At 72.5% G+C, this 17,670-nt stretch carries 20 protein-coding genes and 1 riboswitch; of the genes, 11 read left to right on the top strand and 9 right to left on the bottom strand.

What is annotated here, in order from left to right:
- Positions 1-9: 9 nt before the first annotated feature.
- From JHE00_RS03620 to JHE00_RS03600, 5 genes are all read right to left on the bottom strand, one after another.
- Complete coding sequence (locus JHE00_RS03620) at positions 10-498, bottom strand: ATP-binding protein (protein ID WP_200314697.1); 489 nt, start codon at positions 496-498, stop codon at positions 10-12.
- A 16-nt stretch (positions 499-514) separates the two neighbouring features.
- The gene (locus JHE00_RS03615) at positions 515-1,306 is read right to left on the bottom strand and encodes an ABC transporter permease (RefSeq protein WP_200314696.1); all 792 of its coding nucleotides are present in this window, start codon (positions 1,304-1,306) and stop codon (positions 515-517) included.
- On the bottom strand, positions 1,303-2,268 hold the full coding sequence (locus JHE00_RS03610) for an ATP-binding cassette domain-containing protein (RefSeq protein WP_200314695.1): 966 nt from the start codon (positions 2,266-2,268) through the stop codon (positions 1,303-1,305). Before JHE00_RS03610 ends, JHE00_RS03615 begins: the two co-directional genes overlap by 4 nt.
- 21 nt (positions 2,269-2,289) lie before the next feature.
- Positions 2,290-3,138, bottom strand: coding sequence for a DUF4097 family beta strand repeat-containing protein (locus JHE00_RS03605; protein WP_200314693.1), 849 nt, complete (start codon positions 3,136-3,138; stop codon positions 2,290-2,292).
- 84 nt (positions 3,139-3,222) lie between these two features.
- Positions 3,223-3,735: an Arc family DNA-binding protein gene (locus JHE00_RS03600; RefSeq protein ID WP_200314691.1), complete on the bottom strand. Its 513-nt coding sequence runs from the start codon at positions 3,733-3,735 to the stop codon at positions 3,223-3,225.
- A gap of 284 nt (positions 3,736-4,019) precedes the next feature.
- Here JHE00_RS03600 and JHE00_RS03595 point away from each other — a divergent pair, with 284 nt between their 5' ends.
- Genes JHE00_RS03595 through JHE00_RS03575 form a run of 5 tightly spaced genes read left to right on the top strand, consistent with a single transcriptional unit; the run spans position 4,020 to position 9,147 of the window.
- Positions 4,020-5,120 (top strand): ABC transporter ATP-binding protein, encoded by a 1,101-nt coding sequence (locus JHE00_RS03595; protein WP_307831801.1) that lies wholly within the window; start codon positions 4,020-4,022, stop codon positions 5,118-5,120.
- Between the two features lie 32 nt (positions 5,121-5,152).
- On the top strand, positions 5,153-6,526 hold the full coding sequence (locus JHE00_RS03590; protein ID WP_200314687.1) for an ABC transporter substrate-binding protein: 1,374 nt from the start codon (positions 5,153-5,155) through the stop codon (positions 6,524-6,526).
- Entirely contained in the window at positions 6,523-7,371 is an 849-nt protein-coding gene (locus tag JHE00_RS03585) for a metallophosphoesterase (protein WP_200314685.1), read from the top strand. The genes JHE00_RS03590 and JHE00_RS03585 overlap by 4 nt, the downstream gene beginning before the upstream one ends.
- A complete protein-coding gene (locus tag JHE00_RS03580; protein ID WP_200314683.1) occupies positions 7,365-8,324 on the top strand; it encodes a carbohydrate ABC transporter permease in 960 nt (319 codons plus the stop codon). The genes JHE00_RS03585 and JHE00_RS03580 overlap by 7 nt, the downstream gene beginning before the upstream one ends.
- A complete protein-coding gene (locus tag JHE00_RS03575; RefSeq protein ID WP_200314681.1) occupies positions 8,314-9,147 on the top strand; it encodes a carbohydrate ABC transporter permease in 834 nt (277 codons plus the stop codon). The genes JHE00_RS03580 and JHE00_RS03575 overlap by 11 nt, the downstream gene beginning before the upstream one ends.
- Here the strand turns inward: JHE00_RS03575 and JHE00_RS03570 are convergent.
- On the bottom strand, positions 9,133-10,017 hold the full coding sequence (locus JHE00_RS03570) for a LysR family transcriptional regulator (RefSeq protein ID WP_200314679.1): 885 nt from the start codon (positions 10,015-10,017) through the stop codon (positions 9,133-9,135). The genes JHE00_RS03575 and JHE00_RS03570 overlap by 15 nt on opposite strands.
- A 165-nt stretch (positions 10,018-10,182) precedes the next feature.
- Here JHE00_RS03570 and JHE00_RS03565 point away from each other — a divergent pair, with 165 nt between their 5' ends.
- From JHE00_RS03565 to JHE00_RS03555, 3 genes are all read left to right on the top strand, one after another.
- Positions 10,183-11,004: a three-helix bundle dimerization domain-containing protein gene (locus JHE00_RS03565; RefSeq protein WP_200314677.1), complete on the top strand. Its 822-nt coding sequence runs from the start codon at positions 10,183-10,185 to the stop codon at positions 11,002-11,004.
- A 36-nt stretch (positions 11,005-11,040) separates the two neighbouring features.
- Positions 11,041-11,130, top strand: a riboswitch (glycine riboswitch).
- A 144-nt stretch (positions 11,131-11,274) separates the two neighbouring features.
- Entirely contained in the window at positions 11,275-12,657 is a 1,383-nt protein-coding gene (locus JHE00_RS03560) for an L-serine ammonia-lyase (protein WP_200314675.1), read from the top strand.
- 57 nt (positions 12,658-12,714) lie between these two features.
- Positions 12,715-12,873 carry a hypothetical protein gene (locus JHE00_RS03555; RefSeq protein WP_200314673.1) on the top strand — a complete coding sequence of 53 codons (159 nt, stop codon included), beginning with the start codon at positions 12,715-12,717 and terminating at the stop codon, positions 12,871-12,873.
- Positions 12,874-12,877: 4 nt separating this feature from the next.
- Here the strand turns inward: JHE00_RS03555 and JHE00_RS03550 are convergent, their stop codons facing one another.
- On the bottom strand, positions 12,878-13,720 hold the full coding sequence (locus JHE00_RS03550; RefSeq protein ID WP_200314671.1) for a siderophore-interacting protein: 843 nt from the start codon (positions 13,718-13,720) through the stop codon (positions 12,878-12,880).
- A 116-nt stretch (positions 13,721-13,836) separates the two neighbouring features.
- Between JHE00_RS03550 and JHE00_RS03545 the strand changes: the two genes are divergently transcribed.
- Positions 13,837-14,457: a phosphatase PAP2 family protein gene (locus tag JHE00_RS03545; protein ID WP_372440346.1), complete on the top strand. Its 621-nt coding sequence runs from the start codon at positions 13,837-13,839 to the stop codon at positions 14,455-14,457.
- Between the two features lie 25 nt (positions 14,458-14,482).
- On the opposite strand, the gene JHE00_RS03540 is transcribed toward JHE00_RS03545, so the two are convergent.
- Together JHE00_RS03540 and JHE00_RS03535 are read right to left on the bottom strand one after the other, a co-directional pair.
- A complete protein-coding gene (locus JHE00_RS03540) occupies positions 14,483-15,277 on the bottom strand; it encodes an ABC-2 transporter permease (protein ID WP_200314669.1) in 795 nt (264 codons plus the stop codon).
- Positions 15,274-15,990 carry an ABC transporter ATP-binding protein gene (locus JHE00_RS03535; protein WP_307831800.1) on the bottom strand — a complete coding sequence of 239 codons (717 nt, stop codon included), beginning with the start codon at positions 15,988-15,990 and terminating at the stop codon, positions 15,274-15,276. The genes JHE00_RS03540 and JHE00_RS03535 overlap by 4 nt, the downstream gene beginning before the upstream one ends.
- 132 nt (positions 15,991-16,122) lie before the next feature.
- Here JHE00_RS03535 and JHE00_RS03530 point away from each other — a divergent pair, with 132 nt between their 5' ends.
- A complete protein-coding gene (locus JHE00_RS03530; RefSeq protein ID WP_200314665.1) occupies positions 16,123-16,677 on the top strand; it encodes a helix-turn-helix domain-containing protein in 555 nt (184 codons plus the stop codon).
- The gene (locus JHE00_RS03525; protein ID WP_200314663.1) at positions 16,667-17,641 is read left to right on the top strand and encodes a phosphotransferase enzyme family protein; all 975 of its coding nucleotides are present in this window, start codon (positions 16,667-16,669) and stop codon (positions 17,639-17,641) included. The genes JHE00_RS03530 and JHE00_RS03525 overlap by 11 nt, the downstream gene beginning before the upstream one ends.
- The last annotated feature ends 29 nt before the right edge of the window (positions 17,642-17,670 follow it).

The raw sequence follows: 17,670 nt of genomic DNA, 5'->3' as shown, positions 1-17,670 counted from the left end.
CTCGGAAATTCAGTCCACTGTGGATGACTCCACGAGCGCGGCCAGCCGGTCCGCCACCTCGTCCCGTGGTGCCCTCGTGTCGATCTCGAGGGTCGCCGACCCCCGCAGCAGCGGCTCGACCTCGGCGGTGTCGGCGGCGATCTTCGTGCGCTGCTCGGCCGTCCTGCCGAACGGGTTGTCGCGGCAGGCGACCCGCTCCAGCATCACCGACACGGGCGCGGTGAGCAGCACCACCTCGTCGAAGCGGGGATAGAACACGCCCTGGTTGTACACCGTGCCCGCGAGGAACAGCGGCAGTCCGGACCGCTCGTGCTCGGTGAGCAGTGCCGCGATGAGGTCCTCGCGCCAGCGCGGTTCCGTCCCGCCGTCAGGCAACTGTTCGAGCTCGATCCAGTCACCATGAGACGTGTCCACCACGCGAAACCCGCGTTGGGCCAGCAGCCCCAGCGCCGTGGACTTGCCCGCTCCCGACATCCCCGTCACCAGCACCACCGTCATCCGGTGAGCCTAGCCGTCAGCGGCCGGCCCGGCGCGGGAACAGCCACTTCGCCCAGACGTAGCCGACCAGCGCGATCACGACCGACCAGCCGACGGCCAGCGCCGCGCCGCCACCGTCCACCGGGGTGCCGAGCAGTAGGGAACGCAGCGTGTCGATCACGGGGGTGAAGGGCTGGTAGTCGGCGAACACCCGCAACCACGCCGGCATCGAGTCCGTGGGCACGAACCCGCTGCCGAGAAACGGCAGCAGCGTCAGCACCATCGGCAGGTTGCTCGCGGTCTCCACGCTCTTCGACACCAGGCCCAGCGCGAGCGAGAGCCACGTGAGCGCCACCGTGAACAGCACCAGCAACCCGGCGGCCGCGAGCCAGCCGCCGCCACCGGCCGAGGGCCGGAACCCTGCCGCCATCGCGACGGCGAGGATCACTGCCAGCCCCAGAACGGCCTGGATCAGCGTGCCCAGCACGTGCCCGGTGAGCACCGACGCGCGGCTGATGGCCATGGTCCGGAAGCGCGCCATGATGCCCTCGGTGGCGTCCATCGCCACCGAGATGGCCGTGCCCAGTGACACGCTGGCGACGGTGATCACCAGGATCCCGGGCGTCACGAACGCGAGGTACTCGCCGCGCCCGCCGTCGGGGCCGAGCCCGGCGCCCAGCGTGCCGCCGAAGACGTAGACGAACAGCAACAAAAAGACGATCGGCTGACCCAGCAGCATCAGCGTCAACGACGGATACCGCAGCATGTGCCGCACGTTGCGGCGCAGCATGGTGAGGGAGTCACGGGCCGGATAGGCGAGCGTGGTCATGGGGCTGGCTCCTTGGCCGGTTCGGGTGCGGCCGCGTGGCCGGTGAGGGTGAGGAAGACGTCGTCGAGATCCGGGGTGTGCACGGAGAGCGAGGCGACGTCGACGGCGGCGTCGTCGAGGCGGTTCAGCACCGCGCGCAGGGAGCCTGCGCTGCCGTCGGTGGGCACCTGCAGGGTCAGCGACTCCTCGTCGCCCGCGGGCTCGCCGAGCGCGGTGGCCGCGCGTCCGAGAGTCGCCGGGTCCGCGAAGCTCAGCCGCAGGTGCCCGCCCGGCACCAGGCGCTTGAGCTCGTCGGCGGTGCCCTCGGCGACGAGTTTTCCGTGGTCCAGCACGGCGATCCGGTCGGCGAGCTGGTCGGCCTCCTCGAGGTACTGGGTGGTGAGCAGCAGCGTGACGCCCTCGGCGAGCAGGTCGCGGATGATGTCCCACATCGTGCGGCGGCTGCGCGGGTCGAGGCCGGTGGTCGGCTCGTCGAGGAAGATCACCGACGGGTCGCCGACCAGCGTCATCGCGAGGTCGAGCTTGCGTCGCATGCCGCCGGAGTAGGTGGCCGGCGTCGTGGCGGCCACCGAGGCCAGGTCGAACCGCTCGAGCAGCGCGTCCGCGCGGCGGCGGCCCTCGGCGCCGGGCAGGTGGTGCAGGTCGGCCATCAGCAGCAGGTTCTCCCTGCCGGTCAGCAGGTTGTCGATGGCGGAGAACTGGCCGGTGACGCCGATGGAGCGGCGGACGGCGTCCGCGTCGCGGGAGAGGTCGTGCCCCGCGACCCTGGCGGTGCCCGCGTCGGCCTCGATCAGGGTCGAGAGGATGTTGACGGTGGTGGTCTTGCCCGCGCCGTTGGGGCCGAGCAGGGAGAAGATCGTGCCGGGCTCGACGGTCAGGTCGACGCCGTCGAGCACCACCGTGTCACCGAAGGACTTGCGAAGTCCGGTGACGGCGATGGCGGGCTGGGTAGAGGTGCGCATGGATGGGTGTCCTTTCCGGACTCAACTGCGGCGGATGACGATGTCGCCCATGGCCGTGCGGGCGCGGACCTCGATCGACTCGTCGGTGGGCCCCGGCTCGCCGGACCCTCCGCCGAGATCGCTGTCGACGCGGCCGTAGCCGGTCTTCGCGTCGAGCCAGGCCGCCGTGCCGGCCGGGATGCCGACCTCGACGCTGCCCATGCCGGTCTCCAGCGCGAGCGGGCCGCCCGTGGCCTCGCCGACGCGGATGTTGCCATTGGCGGTCTTGGCTTCCAGTCCGTCAGCGGAGGAGCCGACGGAGAGGTCGCCGTTGGCCGTGCGCAGCCGGAGCTTGCCGGTCACCGTGCCGAGCTCGCAGGTGCCGTTGGAGTTCTTGACGACGCCGCTGCCGCGCAGCTCGCCGATGCCGAGCTTGCCGGAGCCGGTGGAGACCTCGGCGTGGCCGTCGATCCGGCCGACCGAGACGTTGCCCGCCGAGGTGTGCAGGTCCAGCGATCCGGTGTGGTCGAACTGGACGTGACCGGTGGCGAGCTTGACCCGGCAGTCGCCGAGCCGTCCGGTGCCCCCGATGTCGGCCAGTGCGGCGTCACCGGTGACGGCAGAACCGGAGGGCAGCTCGATGGTCACGTCGACCGAGCGGCTCTTGTTGGAGAAGTCCAGTGGCCGCGACTTGGGCGCCCGGACCAGCAGCTGACCGCCGGAGTACTCGACGCGTGTCTGCTCGGCGGCGTGGACGTCGGACTCGTCGGACTCGTTGCTCGGCCGGACCTCCACGACGGTGTCGGCGCGGTCGCTCGCGCTGATCCGCAGGTGCCCGACCACCAGCTCGATGGTGGCGGAGATCGGTTCCGGGGTCTCGAATGTGGGCATGGCGAAGCCTCCAGCTGTGGGTGTGGTGTGTCGCCCCAGGTCGGAGCGGTGTCGTGGGTGAGGTGACGTGAGCGGAGCGGCCGGCTAGCTGACCCAGCCGGTGACGTGCTGTGCGGAGCGGACCCCGCGCGCGGTGGTGTCCGTTGTGGAGTGTGGTTCGCGCAGTGCGGCCGTGGCGGCCTGCACCAGCCAGGCGTTCACCGAGCGGCCCTGCTGGGCGGCGGCCTCCTCGATGCGGGCCTTGAGCTGTTCGGGCATTCGCACGTTGATCCGGGAGACCGCGCCGTCGTCGGTGTCCGGCAGCGGCGCGGCGGCGGGCTCGGGGGCCGCAGCACGCTGTTCCGGGCCGTCGGCGGGCGGGGGCGTGACGGCGAAGCTCGGGTCTCCGCCGCGCAGTCGCACCTCCACGGAGCCGGGCGCGAGGTCACGGGTGATCTCGTCGGCCGCGGCCGAGAGCGCGTCGAGCAGCGTGAGCCGGATCGCCGATTCCAGCGGCGCGCTCAGCCGCTCGGCGAGAGCCCTGGCCTCGGGTCCGCCCGCCTCGGCGGCGACGGCGAGCTCGTGGCGAACGGTGCTGACGTACGACCTCAAATCCATGGTGCCACTATGGCACACCGATGGTGCCATCGCAATGCCACGGTGTCGGCCTGACTCCCGAATGCTGTGTCCACGCTGGTCACGGTCGTGGCACTGGATGGTGCCACAGTGGTGTCGCCTGGTGCCGGGTGAGCTGCTGGGCTCGCCGGTCAGAGGGCATCGCACTCGGCCGATCGCGATTCCCGATCGCCGCGCCGTTGTTCATCCACCGGACACGAACCGCTGCTGCACTGAGCGCCGTCCGGTGGAGAACCGCCGGTCGAGGAAAGGGTGCGGTGACGCTCGTGAGCCGGATTCAACTGCGGGGGCTGACCCGGCGCTTCGGCGCCGTCACGGCCGTCGATGACGTGTGGCTGGACATCGCCGACGGCGAGTTCCTGGTGCTGCTGGGGCCCAGTGGCTGCGGCAAGTCCACGCTGCTGCGGATGATCGCCGGGCTGCTGCCGCCGACCGAGGGCACGCTGCACCTGGGCGACACCGACATCACGCACCAGCCGCCGCAGCGGCGCGACCTCGCGATGGTGTTCCAGAGCTACGCGCTCTACCCGCATCTGTCGGTGGCCCGCAACATCGGCTTCCCGTTGCGCGCCAGGAAACTGCCGAGGGCTCAGATCCGGGCCAAGGTCGCCGCCGTCGCCGAGACCCTGGACCTCACCGCGCTGCTCGACCGCAAGCCGCGCGAGCTCTCCGGCGGCCAGCGGCAGCGCGTCGCGCTCGGCAGGGCGCTGGTGCGCGACCCCGGTGCGTTCCTCATGGACGAGCCACTGTCCAACCTGGACGCCAAGCTGCGCGCGGGCACGCGTGCCGAGATCGCGGAACTGCACCGCAGGCTCGGCGCCACGATGGTCTACGTCACCCACGACCAGGTCGAGGCCATGACCATGGCCACCCGCATCGCCCTGCTCGACCAGGGCAGGCTCGAACAGCTCGGCACCCCGGCCGAGGTCTACGACCGGCCCGCGTCCGTGTTCGCCGCGACGTTTCTCGGCTCACCCGCGATGAACGTCCTCGACGCCACCGTGCTCACCGTCGACGGCACCCTCTCCGCCCGCGCCGAGGACATCGACCTCCCGCTCGGCATCGACGCGACGATGCCCGACCGGCCCGTGCGGCTCGGCGTGCGGCCCGAGCACCTGACCATCGCGCCGCCTGGCGAGCCTGGCATCCGCGCCGTGGTGACGGGCGTCGAGAACCTCGGCAGCGAGGAGGTCGCCCAGTGCCGCTCGGGCACGGCACGGGTCGCCGTGCGCGGCACCCGCCCGCTCGGGGTGCGCACGGGCGAGGCCCTCACGCTCACCGCCCGGCCCGAGCACCTGCACCTGTTCGACGTCGGCAGCGGCCGCAGGCTCACCTGGCAGCCCGGCGCCGTGCCGGCCGCCGTCTGAGCCCTCCCCACCACGACACGAAGGAGCACCCGATGAGAAGGTCCCTGCCCGCGCTCGCCTCCGCGGTCGCGCTGACGCTGGCCACCTCGGCCTGCGGGCTCGGCAGCACCGGCGACGGCGGCGGCGCCGTGAGCCGCGCGCCCGAGCTCGACCCCGGCCAGCAGGTGTCGATCGTGTTCGAGAGCTACAACTTCGGCCAGGCCGGAGCGTGGACCGACACGTTCACGGAGCTGATCGCGGCGTTCGAACAAGAGCACCCGAACATCTCCGTCACCGCGCAGAAGCCGCAGGGCAACAGCGCGAACCCGGCCACCGACACCATCTCCAGCCTGCAGAGCCAGCTCAGCGCGGGCAGCCCGCCCGATGTGGCGCAGCTCGGTTTCTCCGATCTGGACTTCACCGTCAACGAGCTCGGGGCGCTGCCGCTCGACGATCTCGTCGGCAAGGACACCGTGCAGGCCAACTTCGACGGCGAGCGGCACGCCTACGCCCCGCCGGCGCGCACGCTCGGCGACTGGGAGGGCAAGACCTACGGCGTCCCGTTCGTGTTCTCCACGCCGATGCTCTACCTCAACACGAAGCTCTTCGCCGACGCCGGTCTCGACGCGCGGCGCCCGCCGCGGACGTGGGAGGAGGTCCGCGACGCCGCACGCGCGATCCAGCAACGCACCGGCAAAGACGGGGCCTATGTGGACTGTCTGACGAAGGCCGCCAAGGACTGGTGCTTCCAGGCGCTGGTGCGCTCCCAGGGCGGCACGGTGCTCTCCGAGGACCGCTCGCGGCTGACGTTCGCCGAGCAGCCCGCGGTGGAGGTGGTGCGCTCCATGCAGGAGATGGTGCGCGAGGGCGTGATGCCCAACCGCACGCAGATGCAGGCCGTGGACGCCTTCGCCCGCGGCGACCTCGGCATGATCCTGGAGTCCAGTGCCATCCAGGGCACGTTCCTGAAGGGCGCGGGGCAGGACTGGGAGCTGGGCGCGGCCCCGATGCCGGGCTTCGGCGACGCGACGCCGGTGCCCACCAACTCGGGTGCGGCGCTGTTCGTGTTCTCCCAGGACCAGGCCAAGCAGCGCGCGGCGTGGGAGCTGATCCGCTTCCTCACCAGCGAGCGGGCCTACACCACGATCGCCACGAAGATCGGTTATCTGCCGCTGCGCACCGGGCTGGTCGAGGACCCCGAGGGTCTCGCGGACTGGGCCGCGCGCAACCCCTACCTCGAGCCGAACCTGGAGCAGCTCGAGCACCTGGAGCCGTGGGTGTCGATGCCCGGCCCCAGCTACCTGCGCATCCGCGACGGCTTGATGCAGGCGGTCGAGAACGCCGTGTTCCAGGGCGCCGATCCCGCCGAGTCGCTGCGGTCGGCACAGCGCGACGCGACGGCGCTCGTGCCGGGAGGCGACAAGTGAGCGAGCCGGACCTCACCCTGATCCAGCTCACCGACACGCACCTGCGGGCGCCCGGCGAGCTCATGCACGACGTCGTGGACACGGCGGCGAACCTGACCGCGGCGCTGGAGCTGCTCGAGGCGTCGAGCGTGCCCGTGTCGGCGCTGCTGCTCACCGGCGACCTCGCCGACAACGGAGCGCCCGCCGCGTACCGGCGGCTGCGCGAACTGGTGGAGCCCTCGGCGCGGCGGCTCGGTGCCGAGATCGTGTACGCGCTCGGCAACCACGACGAGCGCGGCGCGTTCCGGGAGCAGGTGCTCGGCGAGGAGCCGTCCACTGGCGAGCACGACACCGTGACGACGATCGGCGGCCTGCGGGTGGTGTCGCTCGACAGCAGCGAACCGGGACGGCACGACGGGCACCTCTCGCAGCGTCAGCTCGACCGCCTCGCCGGGGTGCTCTCGGTTCCGGCGCCGAGGGGAACGGTGCTGGTGATCCACCACCCGCCGGTGCCATCGCCGGTGCCGACCGTGCACCTGCTGCGCCTGCGCGACGCCGACCGGCTCGCCGAAGTGCTCGCGGGCACCGACGTGCGGCTGGTGGTCACCGGCCATGCCCACCACACGGGGTGCGGGTCGCTGGCGGGCATCCCGGTGTGGGTGGGGCCCGCGCTCGCCTACGGGGTGGCGACGGTGCCGCCGAGGGGCAGACTGCGGGCCGCCGCCGACGCCGCGTTCAGCCGCATCGACGTGTTCGGCGACCAGGTGGTGGCCACCGCGGTGCCGCTCTCGCGTGCCGAGCGTGTCTACGACGTGGCTGCCGAGCAGCGGCTCCGGATGGTGCGCGAGGTCGTCGGCACATGGTGAGCGGGACCTTCGTCGAGGCGCCGCCGCTCGCGCTGGCCGGGGAGGCGGGCGTCCGGCCCGCCTCCCGGGAGACCGGGCGGAGCCGGGCGCGCAGGCTCGCGCCGCCCTACCTCTACCTGCTGCCGGCCGTGGTGCTGCTCGTCGTGTGGACCTACCAGCCGCTGGCACAGACGTTCGTGCTGTCGCTGCACTCGTGGAACCTGGTGCCGAGTACTCCGATGGAGCCGGTCGGTCTCGCCAACTACGAGCAGCTGCTCAGTACGCCCGAGCTCGGCCGGTCGGTGTGGCGCACGGTCGTGGTGATCCTCGGGATGCTGCCGTTCACGGTGCTGATCCCGGTGGCGGTGGCGCTGCTGACCCGGCGGGTGCGGGGCCGGGCACAGGGCGTGTACCGGGCGCTGGTGTTCGCGCCCATGCTCGTGGCCCCGGTGGCGGGCGCGGCGGTGTGGCAGTGGCTGCTCGACCCGTCGGCGGGCGCGGTGAACCGGATCCTCGGCACCGACGTCAACTGGCTCAACACCACCGGCACGGCCCAGCTGGCGATCATCGTGATCACGGGCTGGCACGTGGCCGGGTTCGCGGTGCTCGTGGTGACCGCGGGCCTGGCCGGGATCAACCCCGACTACGCCGCCGCCGCGAAGGTCGACGGCGCGTCCCGGGGCCAGGTGACGCGCTGGGTCACGCTGCCGCTGCTGTCGCCGACGCTGGCGTTCCTCGTGCTGATGACGGTGCTGCTGTCGGCGCAGTGGACGTTCCCGCTCATCGACACGCTGACGCAGGGCGGGCCGGTCGGCTCCACCACCAACCTCTACTACCTGCTCTGGGAGTACGGCTTCCGCAGCCACGACGCGGGACTCGCCGCGGCCGCGGGTGTGCTGTTCTTCGCGGGCTTCATCGTGGTGGCCGCGGTGCTGACGCGGCTTGCGGAAAGGCTGAGCCACCATGACGACTGACGAGGCGGTGGGGGAGGGCTCGCGGGCGCGGCGCCTCGGCGGGCACCTGGTGCTCGGCGTGCTGAGCCTGCTGTGCGCGTTCCCCGTCTACTGGCTCTACGCGACGTCACTGCGGGCGCCGGAGGACGTGTACTCGCTGTCGGTGCTGCCGTGGCCGCTGTCCACGGCCAGCTACGCGGAGGCGTTCGCGACGAGCGACGTGCTCGGGATGCTGCTCAACACCGGCGTCGTCGCGGTGCTCAGCGCACTCGGTCAGCTGCTCATCGCGCTGCTCGCCGCCTACGCGTTCGCGGCGTGGCGGTTTCCGTTCCGGCGCCTGCTGTACCTGCTGTTCGTCGGCACGTGGCTGGTGCCGTTCCAGGCGACGATGCTGCCCAACTACGTGCTGTTGTCGCGGCTCGGGCTGCTCGAGACGCTCGCGGGCGTGATCATCCCGACGCTGTGTTCCGCGCTCGGAGTGCTCCTGCTGCGCGAGCACCTCAACGGTTTTCCCAAGGAGCTGCTCGACGCGGCCAGGATGGACGGCCGCTCGTCCTGGAGTACGTTGTGGACGGTCGTGGTGCCCGCGCTGCGCCCCGCACTGGCGGCACTGGGCATCCTGCTGGCGATCACCGCGTGGAACGAGTACTTCTGGCCCGCGATGGTGCTACAGCGCAGCAACGCCGTGGTGCAGCTGGGGTTGCGGAGCTTCCTCGGCACCGAGGGCAACGACTGGGGCCCGCTGATGGCCATGGCCGGGCTCGCGTGCCTGCCGGTGTTCGTGCTCTACCTGGTGCTACAGCGCCACATCGTCAACGCCTTCGTGCGCTCAGGGCTGAAGTGAGCCAGGGGCTGGCAGACAGTCGAGGAAGGCGGTGACGAGCGGGTTCTGCGCCGCGGACCACGCCGCGTAGAGGTCGAGCACGGGCACCGGGTCGTAGAGGGCCACCGAGGTGGTGCGGCCCGGCCCGGAGACCCCGCGCGCCGCGGAGGCGAACCCGACGACGGGCTTGACGGCCGCGAGGATCGCCGTGGCGCCGGGGTCGTCGACCTCGTCGGCGATGGTGAGCTGGATGCCACTGGTGCGGGCGGCCGACAGGATCGTGTCGTACATGGCCGCCGACTGGGCGCGGCGGAACAGCACGCACGACTCGCCGGCGAGGTCGCTGAACGGCACGCGCTCGCGGCCCGCCCACGGGTGGCGGTGGCCGACGACGGCGACCAGCGGCAGGCGCAGCAGGCGGCGGCTGTGCAGCGTGCCCGGCGGCTTGCCGTAGACGAGTGCGACGTCCAGCTTGCCGTCGGCGAGCGCGCTGAGCTGGGGCCCGGTGCGCAGCTCGTGCATCTCGACGTCGACGCCGGGGTGGCGGTGGTCGAGCGCGGCCAGCGTCGCCGGCAGGATGCGCTGACCCGCGGGGAAGTTGTAGCCGATGCGCAGCGTGCCCGTGCGGCCGTCGGCGGCGGCGCGCGCGACCTGGCCCGCCTGGTCGACCTTGGCCACGATCTCGCGAGCCAGGTCCAGGAAAGCCTCGCCCGCGGGGGTCAGGCGCACGCTGTGGGAGTTGCGCGCGACGAGCTCGACCCCGACGGAGCGTTCCAGCCGCCGCAGGTGCTGGCTCAGTGAGGGCTGGGCCAGGTGCAGCCGTGCCGCGGCACGGCCGAAGTGCAGCTCCTCGGCGATGGCGAGGAACGAGATCAGATGCCGCAGCTCCACGCGCGCACGGTAGCCGCGGTGGGCGAGCGGGCGGTGAACGGCGGGCGTCGGCCCGGAGGACCTGTGACTTCTTTCTCGCGGGCCCTCCGGCACTTGCCACGAGCCGTCAAGGGGCCGACACTCGGATTTCGCCGAGCCGGCTCGAGAGGGAACGGGGCGAGAGTCATGGCGCAGGTTGCGACTGCGGGCCGTTCGCTGGAACCGCACGTCGATCAGCAGGTCCGGGACCTCGAAGCGCGTCTCGTACGCGAGCAGGACCGCGTGCCGGCCGGAGTGGTGCACACCTGGGTGGAGCGGGCGCTGGCCCGGTTCGCGCAGGCGCGGGTGCACACGTTCGTGCCGATTCTCGTGGAGCGGGCCGTCCGGGCCGAGCTCAGAGCCGTGCCGCCCCGAGCCACCTCGGGGGCGGCGCTGAGCACCTGGGCGCGCCACACCGCGCGCGACGTGCTGGCCGCCGAGCTGCCCCGGCGCTGGGCGCACACCCAGGGTGTCGCGGGCAGGGCCGAGGAGGTCGCCCGCGCGCTGCCGCACGAGGAGGCGGAGATCCTCGTAGCCTCGGCGTGGCTGCACGACATCGGCTACGTGAGCGCACTGAACGTGGTGGGGTTCCACCAGCTCGACGGCGCCCGGTTCCTCGCCGAGCACGGAGCGCCCGAGCGGGTGTGCGCGCTCGTGGCCCACCACGCGGGCGCGGCCGCCGTCGCCGACCTCGTGGGACTCGCCACCGAGCTGGCCGAGTTCGCCGACGAGCGCACCGCTGCGCGGGACGCGCTCTGGTACTGCGACATGACGACGACCCCGGACGGCGGGCGCGTCGGGTTCGAGGACCGGCTCGCCGAGGTGCGCTCGCGCCGTGGTCCGGACGACCCCGTCGTGCGGGCACTGGCCGTCAACGGCCCCGAGCGGGAGGCCGCCGTGCGGCGCACCCGGGAGCTGCTCAGCGCACAGCGGGTGCCCGGCGAGCGGGGGTGCCGCGGCGGCTGCTGATGTGGCACAGTCGGCGCCACAACCGCATACGCCGCTCGAAGCACGGCGGGAGATCCGGCCTCGCGCCGGAGCCGTAGGAGCAACCCTCCCCGGGAATCTCTCAGGCCCCAGTACCGCTGTGTCGAGGCGACTCTGGAAAGCGCCCGGGGCGGGCGCACCGAAGGGGCAAGCGGGTCCTCCCGCCAAACTCTCAGGTCCGACGACAGAGCGGGGAGACGCACGCGGTGCCGCCGGCGCCGCCGATCCCCACGGCTGTCTGGAGGCCTCGCGATGACGGTGAGCGTGTTCGATCTCTTCTCGGTCGGCGTGGGCCCGTCCAGTTCCCACACGGTCGGCCCGATGCGGGCCGCGGGCCGGTTCACGCGCGATCTCGCCGCCCTCGACGTCGTGGCGAGCGCCGCCCGGATCGACGTGCGGCTCTACGGTTCGCTGGCCGCCACCGGCCGCGGCCACGGCACGCTGTCGGCCGTGCTGCTCGGTCTCGACGGCTGTCTGCCGGAGGAGGTCACCGGCGACGAGCTGGAGCAGCGTTTGGCCACGATCCGTGGGAGCGGGCACGTCCGGCTCACCGGCGGCCCCGCCGTGCCGCTGCGGGAGGACGAGCTGCAACTGCTCGCCACCACTGTGCTGCCCGAACATCCCAACGGCCTGCGGCTGACGGCGCGCGACGCGAGCGGGACAGCGCTCTACGAGCAGACGTACTTCTCCGTCGGCGGCGGTTTCGTCGTCACGGCCGCCGAGCTGGAGGCGGGTGCCACGCGACAGCGCGGCGGGACCGGCCCGTTCGGGACCGCGGCGGAGCTGGCCACGCTGTGCCAGAACGCGCCGATCAGCGCGGTGATGCTGGACTTCGAGTGCCGCACGCGCTCCCGCGCCGACGTGGTGGCGCGACTGCTGCACATCCGGGACGTGATGTGGGAGTGCGTCGACCGCGGCATCACCACGGCGGGCGAGCTGCCGGGCGGGCTCGCGGTGCGGCGCAGGGCGAGCTCCTGGTACGAGCAGCTGCGGCGCGAGGACCCCGGCCGCGACCCGGCGCTGGCCGAGGACTGGGTGAACCTCGTCGCGCTCGCCGTCAACGAGGAGAACGCGGCGGGCGGGCGCGTGGTGACCGCGCCGACCAACGGCGCGGCGGGCATCGTCCCCGCCGTGCTGCACTACGCGACCCACTACACCCCGCGCGGCCGGGCCGACGCCGACGCGACCACGGTCGACTTCCTGCTCACCGCGGGCGCGATCGGCTCACTGTGCAAGGAACAGGCGTCGATCTCGGGCGCCGAGGTCGGCTGCCAGGGTGAGGTGGGATCCGCGTCGTCGATGGCGGCGGCCGGGCTCGCCGAGGTGCTCGGCGGCACGCCGGGCCAGGTGCAGAACGCCGCCGAGATCGCGATGGAGCACAGCCTCGGCATGACGTGCGACCCGGTGGGCGGGCTGGTGCAGATCCCGTGCATCGAACGCAACGCGATCGCCGCGGGCAAGGCGATCAACGCCGCGCGCATGGCGCTGCGCGGCGACGGCACCCATCGCGTCTCGCTGGACCAGGTGATCACCACGATGCGTGACACCGGCAGGGACATGAGCGATCGCTACAAGGAGACCTCCACCGGCGGCCTCGCGCTGACGTTGCTGCCGGTCAATGTCGTGGAGTGCTGAGCCCGGAGGGTCTTCGGCCTCTGTGCGCGCGGGGCACCGCTCGCGACGATTGAGCGCGTGACGGTCATCTGGCTCATCGTGTGGCTGGTCAACGGCACGCCCGACGTCGCGTCGTGGGGCCCGTGGAACAACTGGGGCATCGCGTTGTTCGTGTGCCTGGCCATCGACCTCATCGGCGCGCTGGGCACCGGCAGGCGCCGCCCCCGCCGCGGCTGAGCTCTCAGTGCCCGCGGCCCGCTCTCCAGTAGCCGCAGAACATGATGTCCTCCTTCGGCACGCCCGCGCGGACCCAGTGCCTGCGCAGGCTCGTGGGCAGCGACTGCTCGCCGACGACCCAGCGGTAGCACGGTTCGCCGGGCTCGTCGTGCTCGACGGCCGCCGCGAGCGCGGCCTGCCCCGGCGTGGCCGAGGGGTCGGTGCGGACCACCCAGGTCACGTCGACGCCGGGGGGCTTCCGGAGTTCCTGGCGGTCGTCGTCGGCGGGCACCTCGATGATCGCCTCGCCGAGCGTGTCCTCGGGCAGCGACGCGAGGATGCCGGCGACGGCGGGCAGTCCGCTCTCGTCGGCGACGAGGCGCACGCGGTCGAGCCCGGGGCGCGGGGTGAAGCCGATGCCCTCGTCGAGGATCGCGACCGGGTCGCCCGGCGAGCACGACTGCGCCCACGTCGCGGCGGGTCCGGGCAGCTCGCCCTCCGGATTGCCGTGCAGCACGAAGTCGACGTCGAGCTCGGGCCCCCCGGTGCCGTCGGTGCCGTCCTGGCGGAAGGCGCGCACGGTGTAGTTGCGCAGGACGGGCCTGCTGGTCTTGGAGATCGCGAGGTACCTGGCGTAGGCGAGCGTGTCGAGCTTGTTCGGCAGGCGCGACAGCGAGTCCTGCGCGATGGGGATGAACAGCCGGAACCACTGGTCGAAGCCCATGTGCGTGAAGTCGACGAGGTCGGTGCCGCCGAGCGTGACCCTGGCGAAGTGCTCGGAGATCCGCTCGCGGCGCAGCACGTGCGGCGTCAGCAGCCGCGATGTCTCGGGCTTGACCCTGGTGGCCGAGAAGTTCGAACGCGCCATCACGCCTCCTGGTTAGGTTAGGCTCAGCTTAGCGCGCGTCGGCGGTGTGGGGCACGGGGCCCGATGGTGGCCCCGTGGCGATACGGTTTCCGTGCGCACCGACGTAGGGGGAGTCCGTGACCGCAACCAGCGAGCAGACCGATTCCGCCGCGTCGCCCCGAGTCCCGGTGGCGGCGACGGTGCTCTCGGAGGCGCTCGCGCCGTGGGTGCTCGTGCTGGCGCTGTCCGGTGCGGTGGCCTGGCGTGCCACCGAAGCCGTGCTGCCCACGATCGGCTGGGGTCTGCTGATCGCGCTCACCAGCAGCATCCTGCCCATGGGCGTGATCGTCTGGGGCGCGCGCACCGGGCGCTGGGACAGCCACCACGTGCGCAACCGCGAGGGCAGGCTCGTCCCGTTCCTCACGCTGATCGTGCTCAGCGGCGTCGGGCTCGCGCTGCTGCTGGTGTTCGGCGCGCCCCGGATGCTCGTCGCCCTCGACGTCGCCATGCTGGCCTGCCTGCTCGTGACGGGTGCCATCACGGTGCGGTGGAAGGTGTCCATGCACGCGGCCGTCGCCGCGGGGGCGGTGGTGATCCTCGCCGTGGCCTACGGTCCGGCCGCGTGGGCGGGTGCCGTCGCGGTCGCGGCGGTCGGCTGGTCGCGCGTGCGGCTCGGCGACCACACTCTCGCCCAGGTGCTCGCGGGCACCGTCGCGGGTGCGGTGATCGGTGGCGGGGCGTTCGCACTTCTGGTCTGACGATCCACAGTGGACAACGGTCGCGTCAGGCGATGTCGCGGCGCAGCGAGCTCATGGTGGCGAGCACTGCCGCGGCCACGGCGTAGCCGAGGAGCACGGTGAATCCCGCCCACGGCGACAGCAACGTGGTGACCGCGCCGGTGTCGGCGGCGACGGCGTCGGTGAGGTAGCCGAAGCCGGTGAGCGCGGCACTGGCCCCGCCGGGCAGATACGGGTAGGCGTGGTTCACTCCGGGGATCACCAGTACCACGATCTCGGCGACCGCGAAGTAGCCGAGCACCACGCCCACGGCGGCGAGCTGATGGCGCACGAGCGCGCCGATGCCGCCCCCGATCAGCGTGTACGCCACGATCGCGGCCGCAGTGCCGAGCAGGATCGCGAACACCTCGCCCGGCGGTGCCCCGAGCCGGGTGCCCGTCAGTGCGGTGGTGCCGTAGAGCGCCGCGACCGTGCCTGCGACGACGACCAGCGCATAGCCCGCGCCGACGACCGCGAGCGCGACGAGTTTCGCGGCCAGCACCCGGCCACGCCGCGGCTCGGCGAGGACCGTCTGACCGAGCGTCTGGTGGCGGTAGTCGCCCGTCACGGCGATGGCGCCGATCAGGGCGGGCACGAACAGCGTCGTGGTGGCGAGCCCGAGCACGGCCCGCACGCCCTCGCTCGTGCCGAGACCCGGCAGCGGCGGGTCGAAGTTCTCGGGCCCGATCGCCGTGAACAGCGTCGTGAACCCGCAGCCGAGGACGAGCGCCGCGAGCAGTGACCACAGCCAGAGTCCGCTGGCGCGGACCCGGAACAGCTCGGCGCCGACGAGTCGCGTCATCGAGCCGCCCCCTCGGTGAGGCTCAGAAAGACCTGTTCGAGCGACCGCGGTTCGCCCGCGGCGGCGAGCACCTCGCGCAGCGGGCCTTCGGCGACGAGCCTGCCGTCGGCGATGATCACCACGTCGTCGGCGAGGACTTCGAGTTCGGCGAGCACGTGACTCGACACCAGCAGCGTGCGTCCCTCGGCCGCGAGCCGGGTGAGCAGGTCGCGCAGCCAGGCCAGCCCGTGGGGATCGAGTCCGTTCGCGGGCTCGTCGAGCACCAGCACGCCGGGATCCCCGAGCAGGGCCGTGGCCAGCGCGAGGCGCTGCCGCATGCCCGTCGACAGCGTCCGCACCCGCCGCTGCGCGAAGGCGGTGACGCCGGACTGCTCGGCCGCCTCGTCGACCCGGTGGGGCGCGTGACCGCCGAGCCGGGCGTGCAGCCGCAGGTGGTCCCGGCAGGTCATGGCGGGATGCGCGCGCATCGTGTCGAGCACAGCGCCCACGTCGCGCGTCGGGTGGTCGAGCTCGGCGTAGCGGCGCCCGTCGAGCGTGGCTGAGCCCGTGTCGGGGGAGGCGAGCCCGAGGATGATCCGCATCGTCGTGGACTTCCCGGAACCGTTGGGGCCCAGGAATCCCGTGATCGCGCCGGGCCGCGCGGCGAAGGACAGCTCGTCCACCGCGCGGACGCCGCCGTACCGCTTTCCCACTCTGTCGACGTCGATGCGCACGCGCCGCCACCTCCCCAGTAGTTCCAGTGACAGTAACATTACCAACTATGGAAACAATGGGCGAGGGCGGCGGTCACGGACCGTTGCTAGCCTCGGCACCGTGGCCGTGATCCGGATCGTGACGGAGGTGTGATGGCCGAGCGTCGGCTGAGTGAGGTGCTGCTGCACCCGGTGCGCTGGCGGATCGTGCGCGCGTTCTTCGGTCGTGAGCTCACCACCACGCAGCTGCGCGAGCTGATCGACGACGTCCCCGTCACCACGCTGTACCGGCACGTCGGCGTGCTCGCGGACGCGGGCGTGCTCGTGGTGGTCTCGGAGCGCCAGGTGCGGGGAGCCGTCGAGCGGACCTACCGCCTCGACGAGACCCGGCGCAGCGTGGACGACGAGGGCGCGGCCGCGATGAGCCGCGACGAGCACCGGGGCGCCTTCAACCTCATGCTCGCCCGGCTCGGCGCCGACTTCGACGCCTACCTCGCGCGCGACGAGATCGACGTCGTGAGCGATCTCGTCAACTACACGCAGGCGGCCCTCTACGTCACCGACGACGACCTGCCGCGGCTCCAGGAGGCCTTCGCCGAATTGCTCGGCCCGTACCTCACCGCTCCCGAGCCCGAGGACGAGCGGGAGCACCGGCGCCTGATGCTCACCACGATCCTGCTGCCGGAGGGCGACCCGGGTGAGCGCTGAGCGCCTCCGCGAACTCCTGGCGAGCCAGTACGACCTGCCTCTCCGCACGCTGGAACCCGTCGACGGGGGAGCGGACCCCGCGGCGCTGCTCTGTCGCGCCACCGACGAGGCGGGCCTGAGCTACGCGGTCAAGTGGACCTCGGGCGGCTCGCCCGCCGGTGTGCTGGTGCCCGCCGCACTGGGCAGGCCGGCTCCGGTGCGGACGCGCACGGGCGAGCTGTGGGCCGACGTCGACGGAGCGCGACTGTCCGTTGTGGAATGGATCGACGGTGCGGGAGCTCTGGAGTCCACGATGGACCGCGACGAGTGGGTGTCCTTCGGTGCGCTGCTGGCCCGCCTGCACGCGCTGCCCGTGGACGCGGCGCTGCGCGCCGGGGTCGCCGAGGAGACCTTCGATCCTGGTCGCTGGGTGACGTTGTTCGACGAGGTCGACGCCGCGCTCGACACGGCCCGGAGCGAGAGCGCGCGGCGGCTCGCCGCACTCTGGCTCGCCCACCGCGACGACCTGCGCGCCGTGCGGGAGCGGACCGTCGGCCTCGCCGCCGTGCTCAGCCGTCGCGACGACCTGCCCGCGTTCGTGCCCTGCCACGCCGACCCGCACCTCGGCAACGTCGTGCTGCCAGGACCCGGCGAGGCGGTGCTCATCGACTTCGACGACGCCGTGCTCGCGCCGCGCGAACGCGACCTGATGTTCGTGCTCGGCGGCGGCGTGCTCGCCACCGCGCCCGTCACGACGGGTCAGCAAGAGTGGTTCGCCGAGGGCTACGGCCCATGCGAGCCCGACCCGGCGCTGCTGGCGTACTACCGGGGCGTGCGCGTGCTCGAGGACGTCGCCGAGCCCGTGTCGTTCGTGCTCGACCCCGCCACCGGGCAACGGGACCGCGAGACCTGTCTCGGTTACGTCGCCGAGGTCGTGTCGCCGACGGGCCTGCTCGCACAGGCGTGTCGCCATTCGGCGAGGTGACGCACACCACCCTAGGCTCGGCCGTGACG

It is taken from the genome of Prauserella cavernicola (assembly GCF_016595675.1).
Classification (GTDB): Bacteria; Actinomycetota; Actinomycetes; order Mycobacteriales; family Pseudonocardiaceae; genus Prauserella_A; species Prauserella_A cavernicola.
This window is presented reverse-complemented; position numbering and strand designations above follow the sequence as displayed.

What these genes read in the sequence shown, in the direction of transcription:
- JHE00_RS03550 (WP_200314671.1), bottom strand. Translation starts at nt 13,720, where the DNA reads ATGGCGCGTTCGAACTTCTCGGCCACCAGGGTCAAGCCCGAGACATCG.
- JHE00_RS03580 (WP_200314683.1), top strand. Translation starts at nt 7,365, where the DNA reads ATGGTGAGCGGGACCTTCGTCGAGGCGCCGCCGCTCGCGCTGGCCGGG.
- JHE00_RS03560 (WP_200314675.1), top strand. Translation starts at nt 11,275, where the DNA reads ATGACGGTGAGCGTGTTCGATCTCTTCTCGGTCGGCGTGGGCCCGTCC.
- JHE00_RS03615 (WP_200314696.1), bottom strand. Translation starts at nt 1,306, where the DNA reads ATGACCACGCTCGCCTATCCGGCCCGTGACTCCCTCACCATGCTGCGC.
- JHE00_RS03575 (WP_200314681.1), top strand. Translation starts at nt 8,314, where the DNA reads ATGACGACTGACGAGGCGGTGGGGGAGGGCTCGCGGGCGCGGCGCCTC.
- JHE00_RS03605 (WP_200314693.1), bottom strand. Translation starts at nt 3,138, where the DNA reads ATGCCCACATTCGAGACCCCGGAACCGATCTCCGCCACCATCGAGCTG.
- JHE00_RS03565 (WP_200314677.1), top strand. Translation starts at nt 10,183, where the DNA reads ATGGCGCAGGTTGCGACTGCGGGCCGTTCGCTGGAACCGCACGTCGAT.
- JHE00_RS03600 (WP_200314691.1), bottom strand. Translation starts at nt 3,735, where the DNA reads ATGGATTTGAGGTCGTACGTCAGCACCGTTCGCCACGAGCTCGCCGTC.
- JHE00_RS03540 (WP_200314669.1), bottom strand. Translation starts at nt 15,277, where the DNA reads ATGACGCGACTCGTCGGCGCCGAGCTGTTCCGGGTCCGCGCCAGCGGA.
- JHE00_RS03590 (WP_200314687.1), top strand. Translation starts at nt 5,153, where the DNA reads ATGAGAAGGTCCCTGCCCGCGCTCGCCTCCGCGGTCGCGCTGACGCTG.
- JHE00_RS03620 (WP_200314697.1), bottom strand. Translation starts at nt 498, where the DNA reads ATGACGGTGGTGCTGGTGACGGGGATGTCGGGAGCGGGCAAGTCCACG.
- JHE00_RS03610 (WP_200314695.1), bottom strand. Translation starts at nt 2,268, where the DNA reads ATGCGCACCTCTACCCAGCCCGCCATCGCCGTCACCGGACTTCGCAAG.
- JHE00_RS03530 (WP_200314665.1), top strand. Translation starts at nt 16,123, where the DNA reads ATGGCCGAGCGTCGGCTGAGTGAGGTGCTGCTGCACCCGGTGCGCTGG.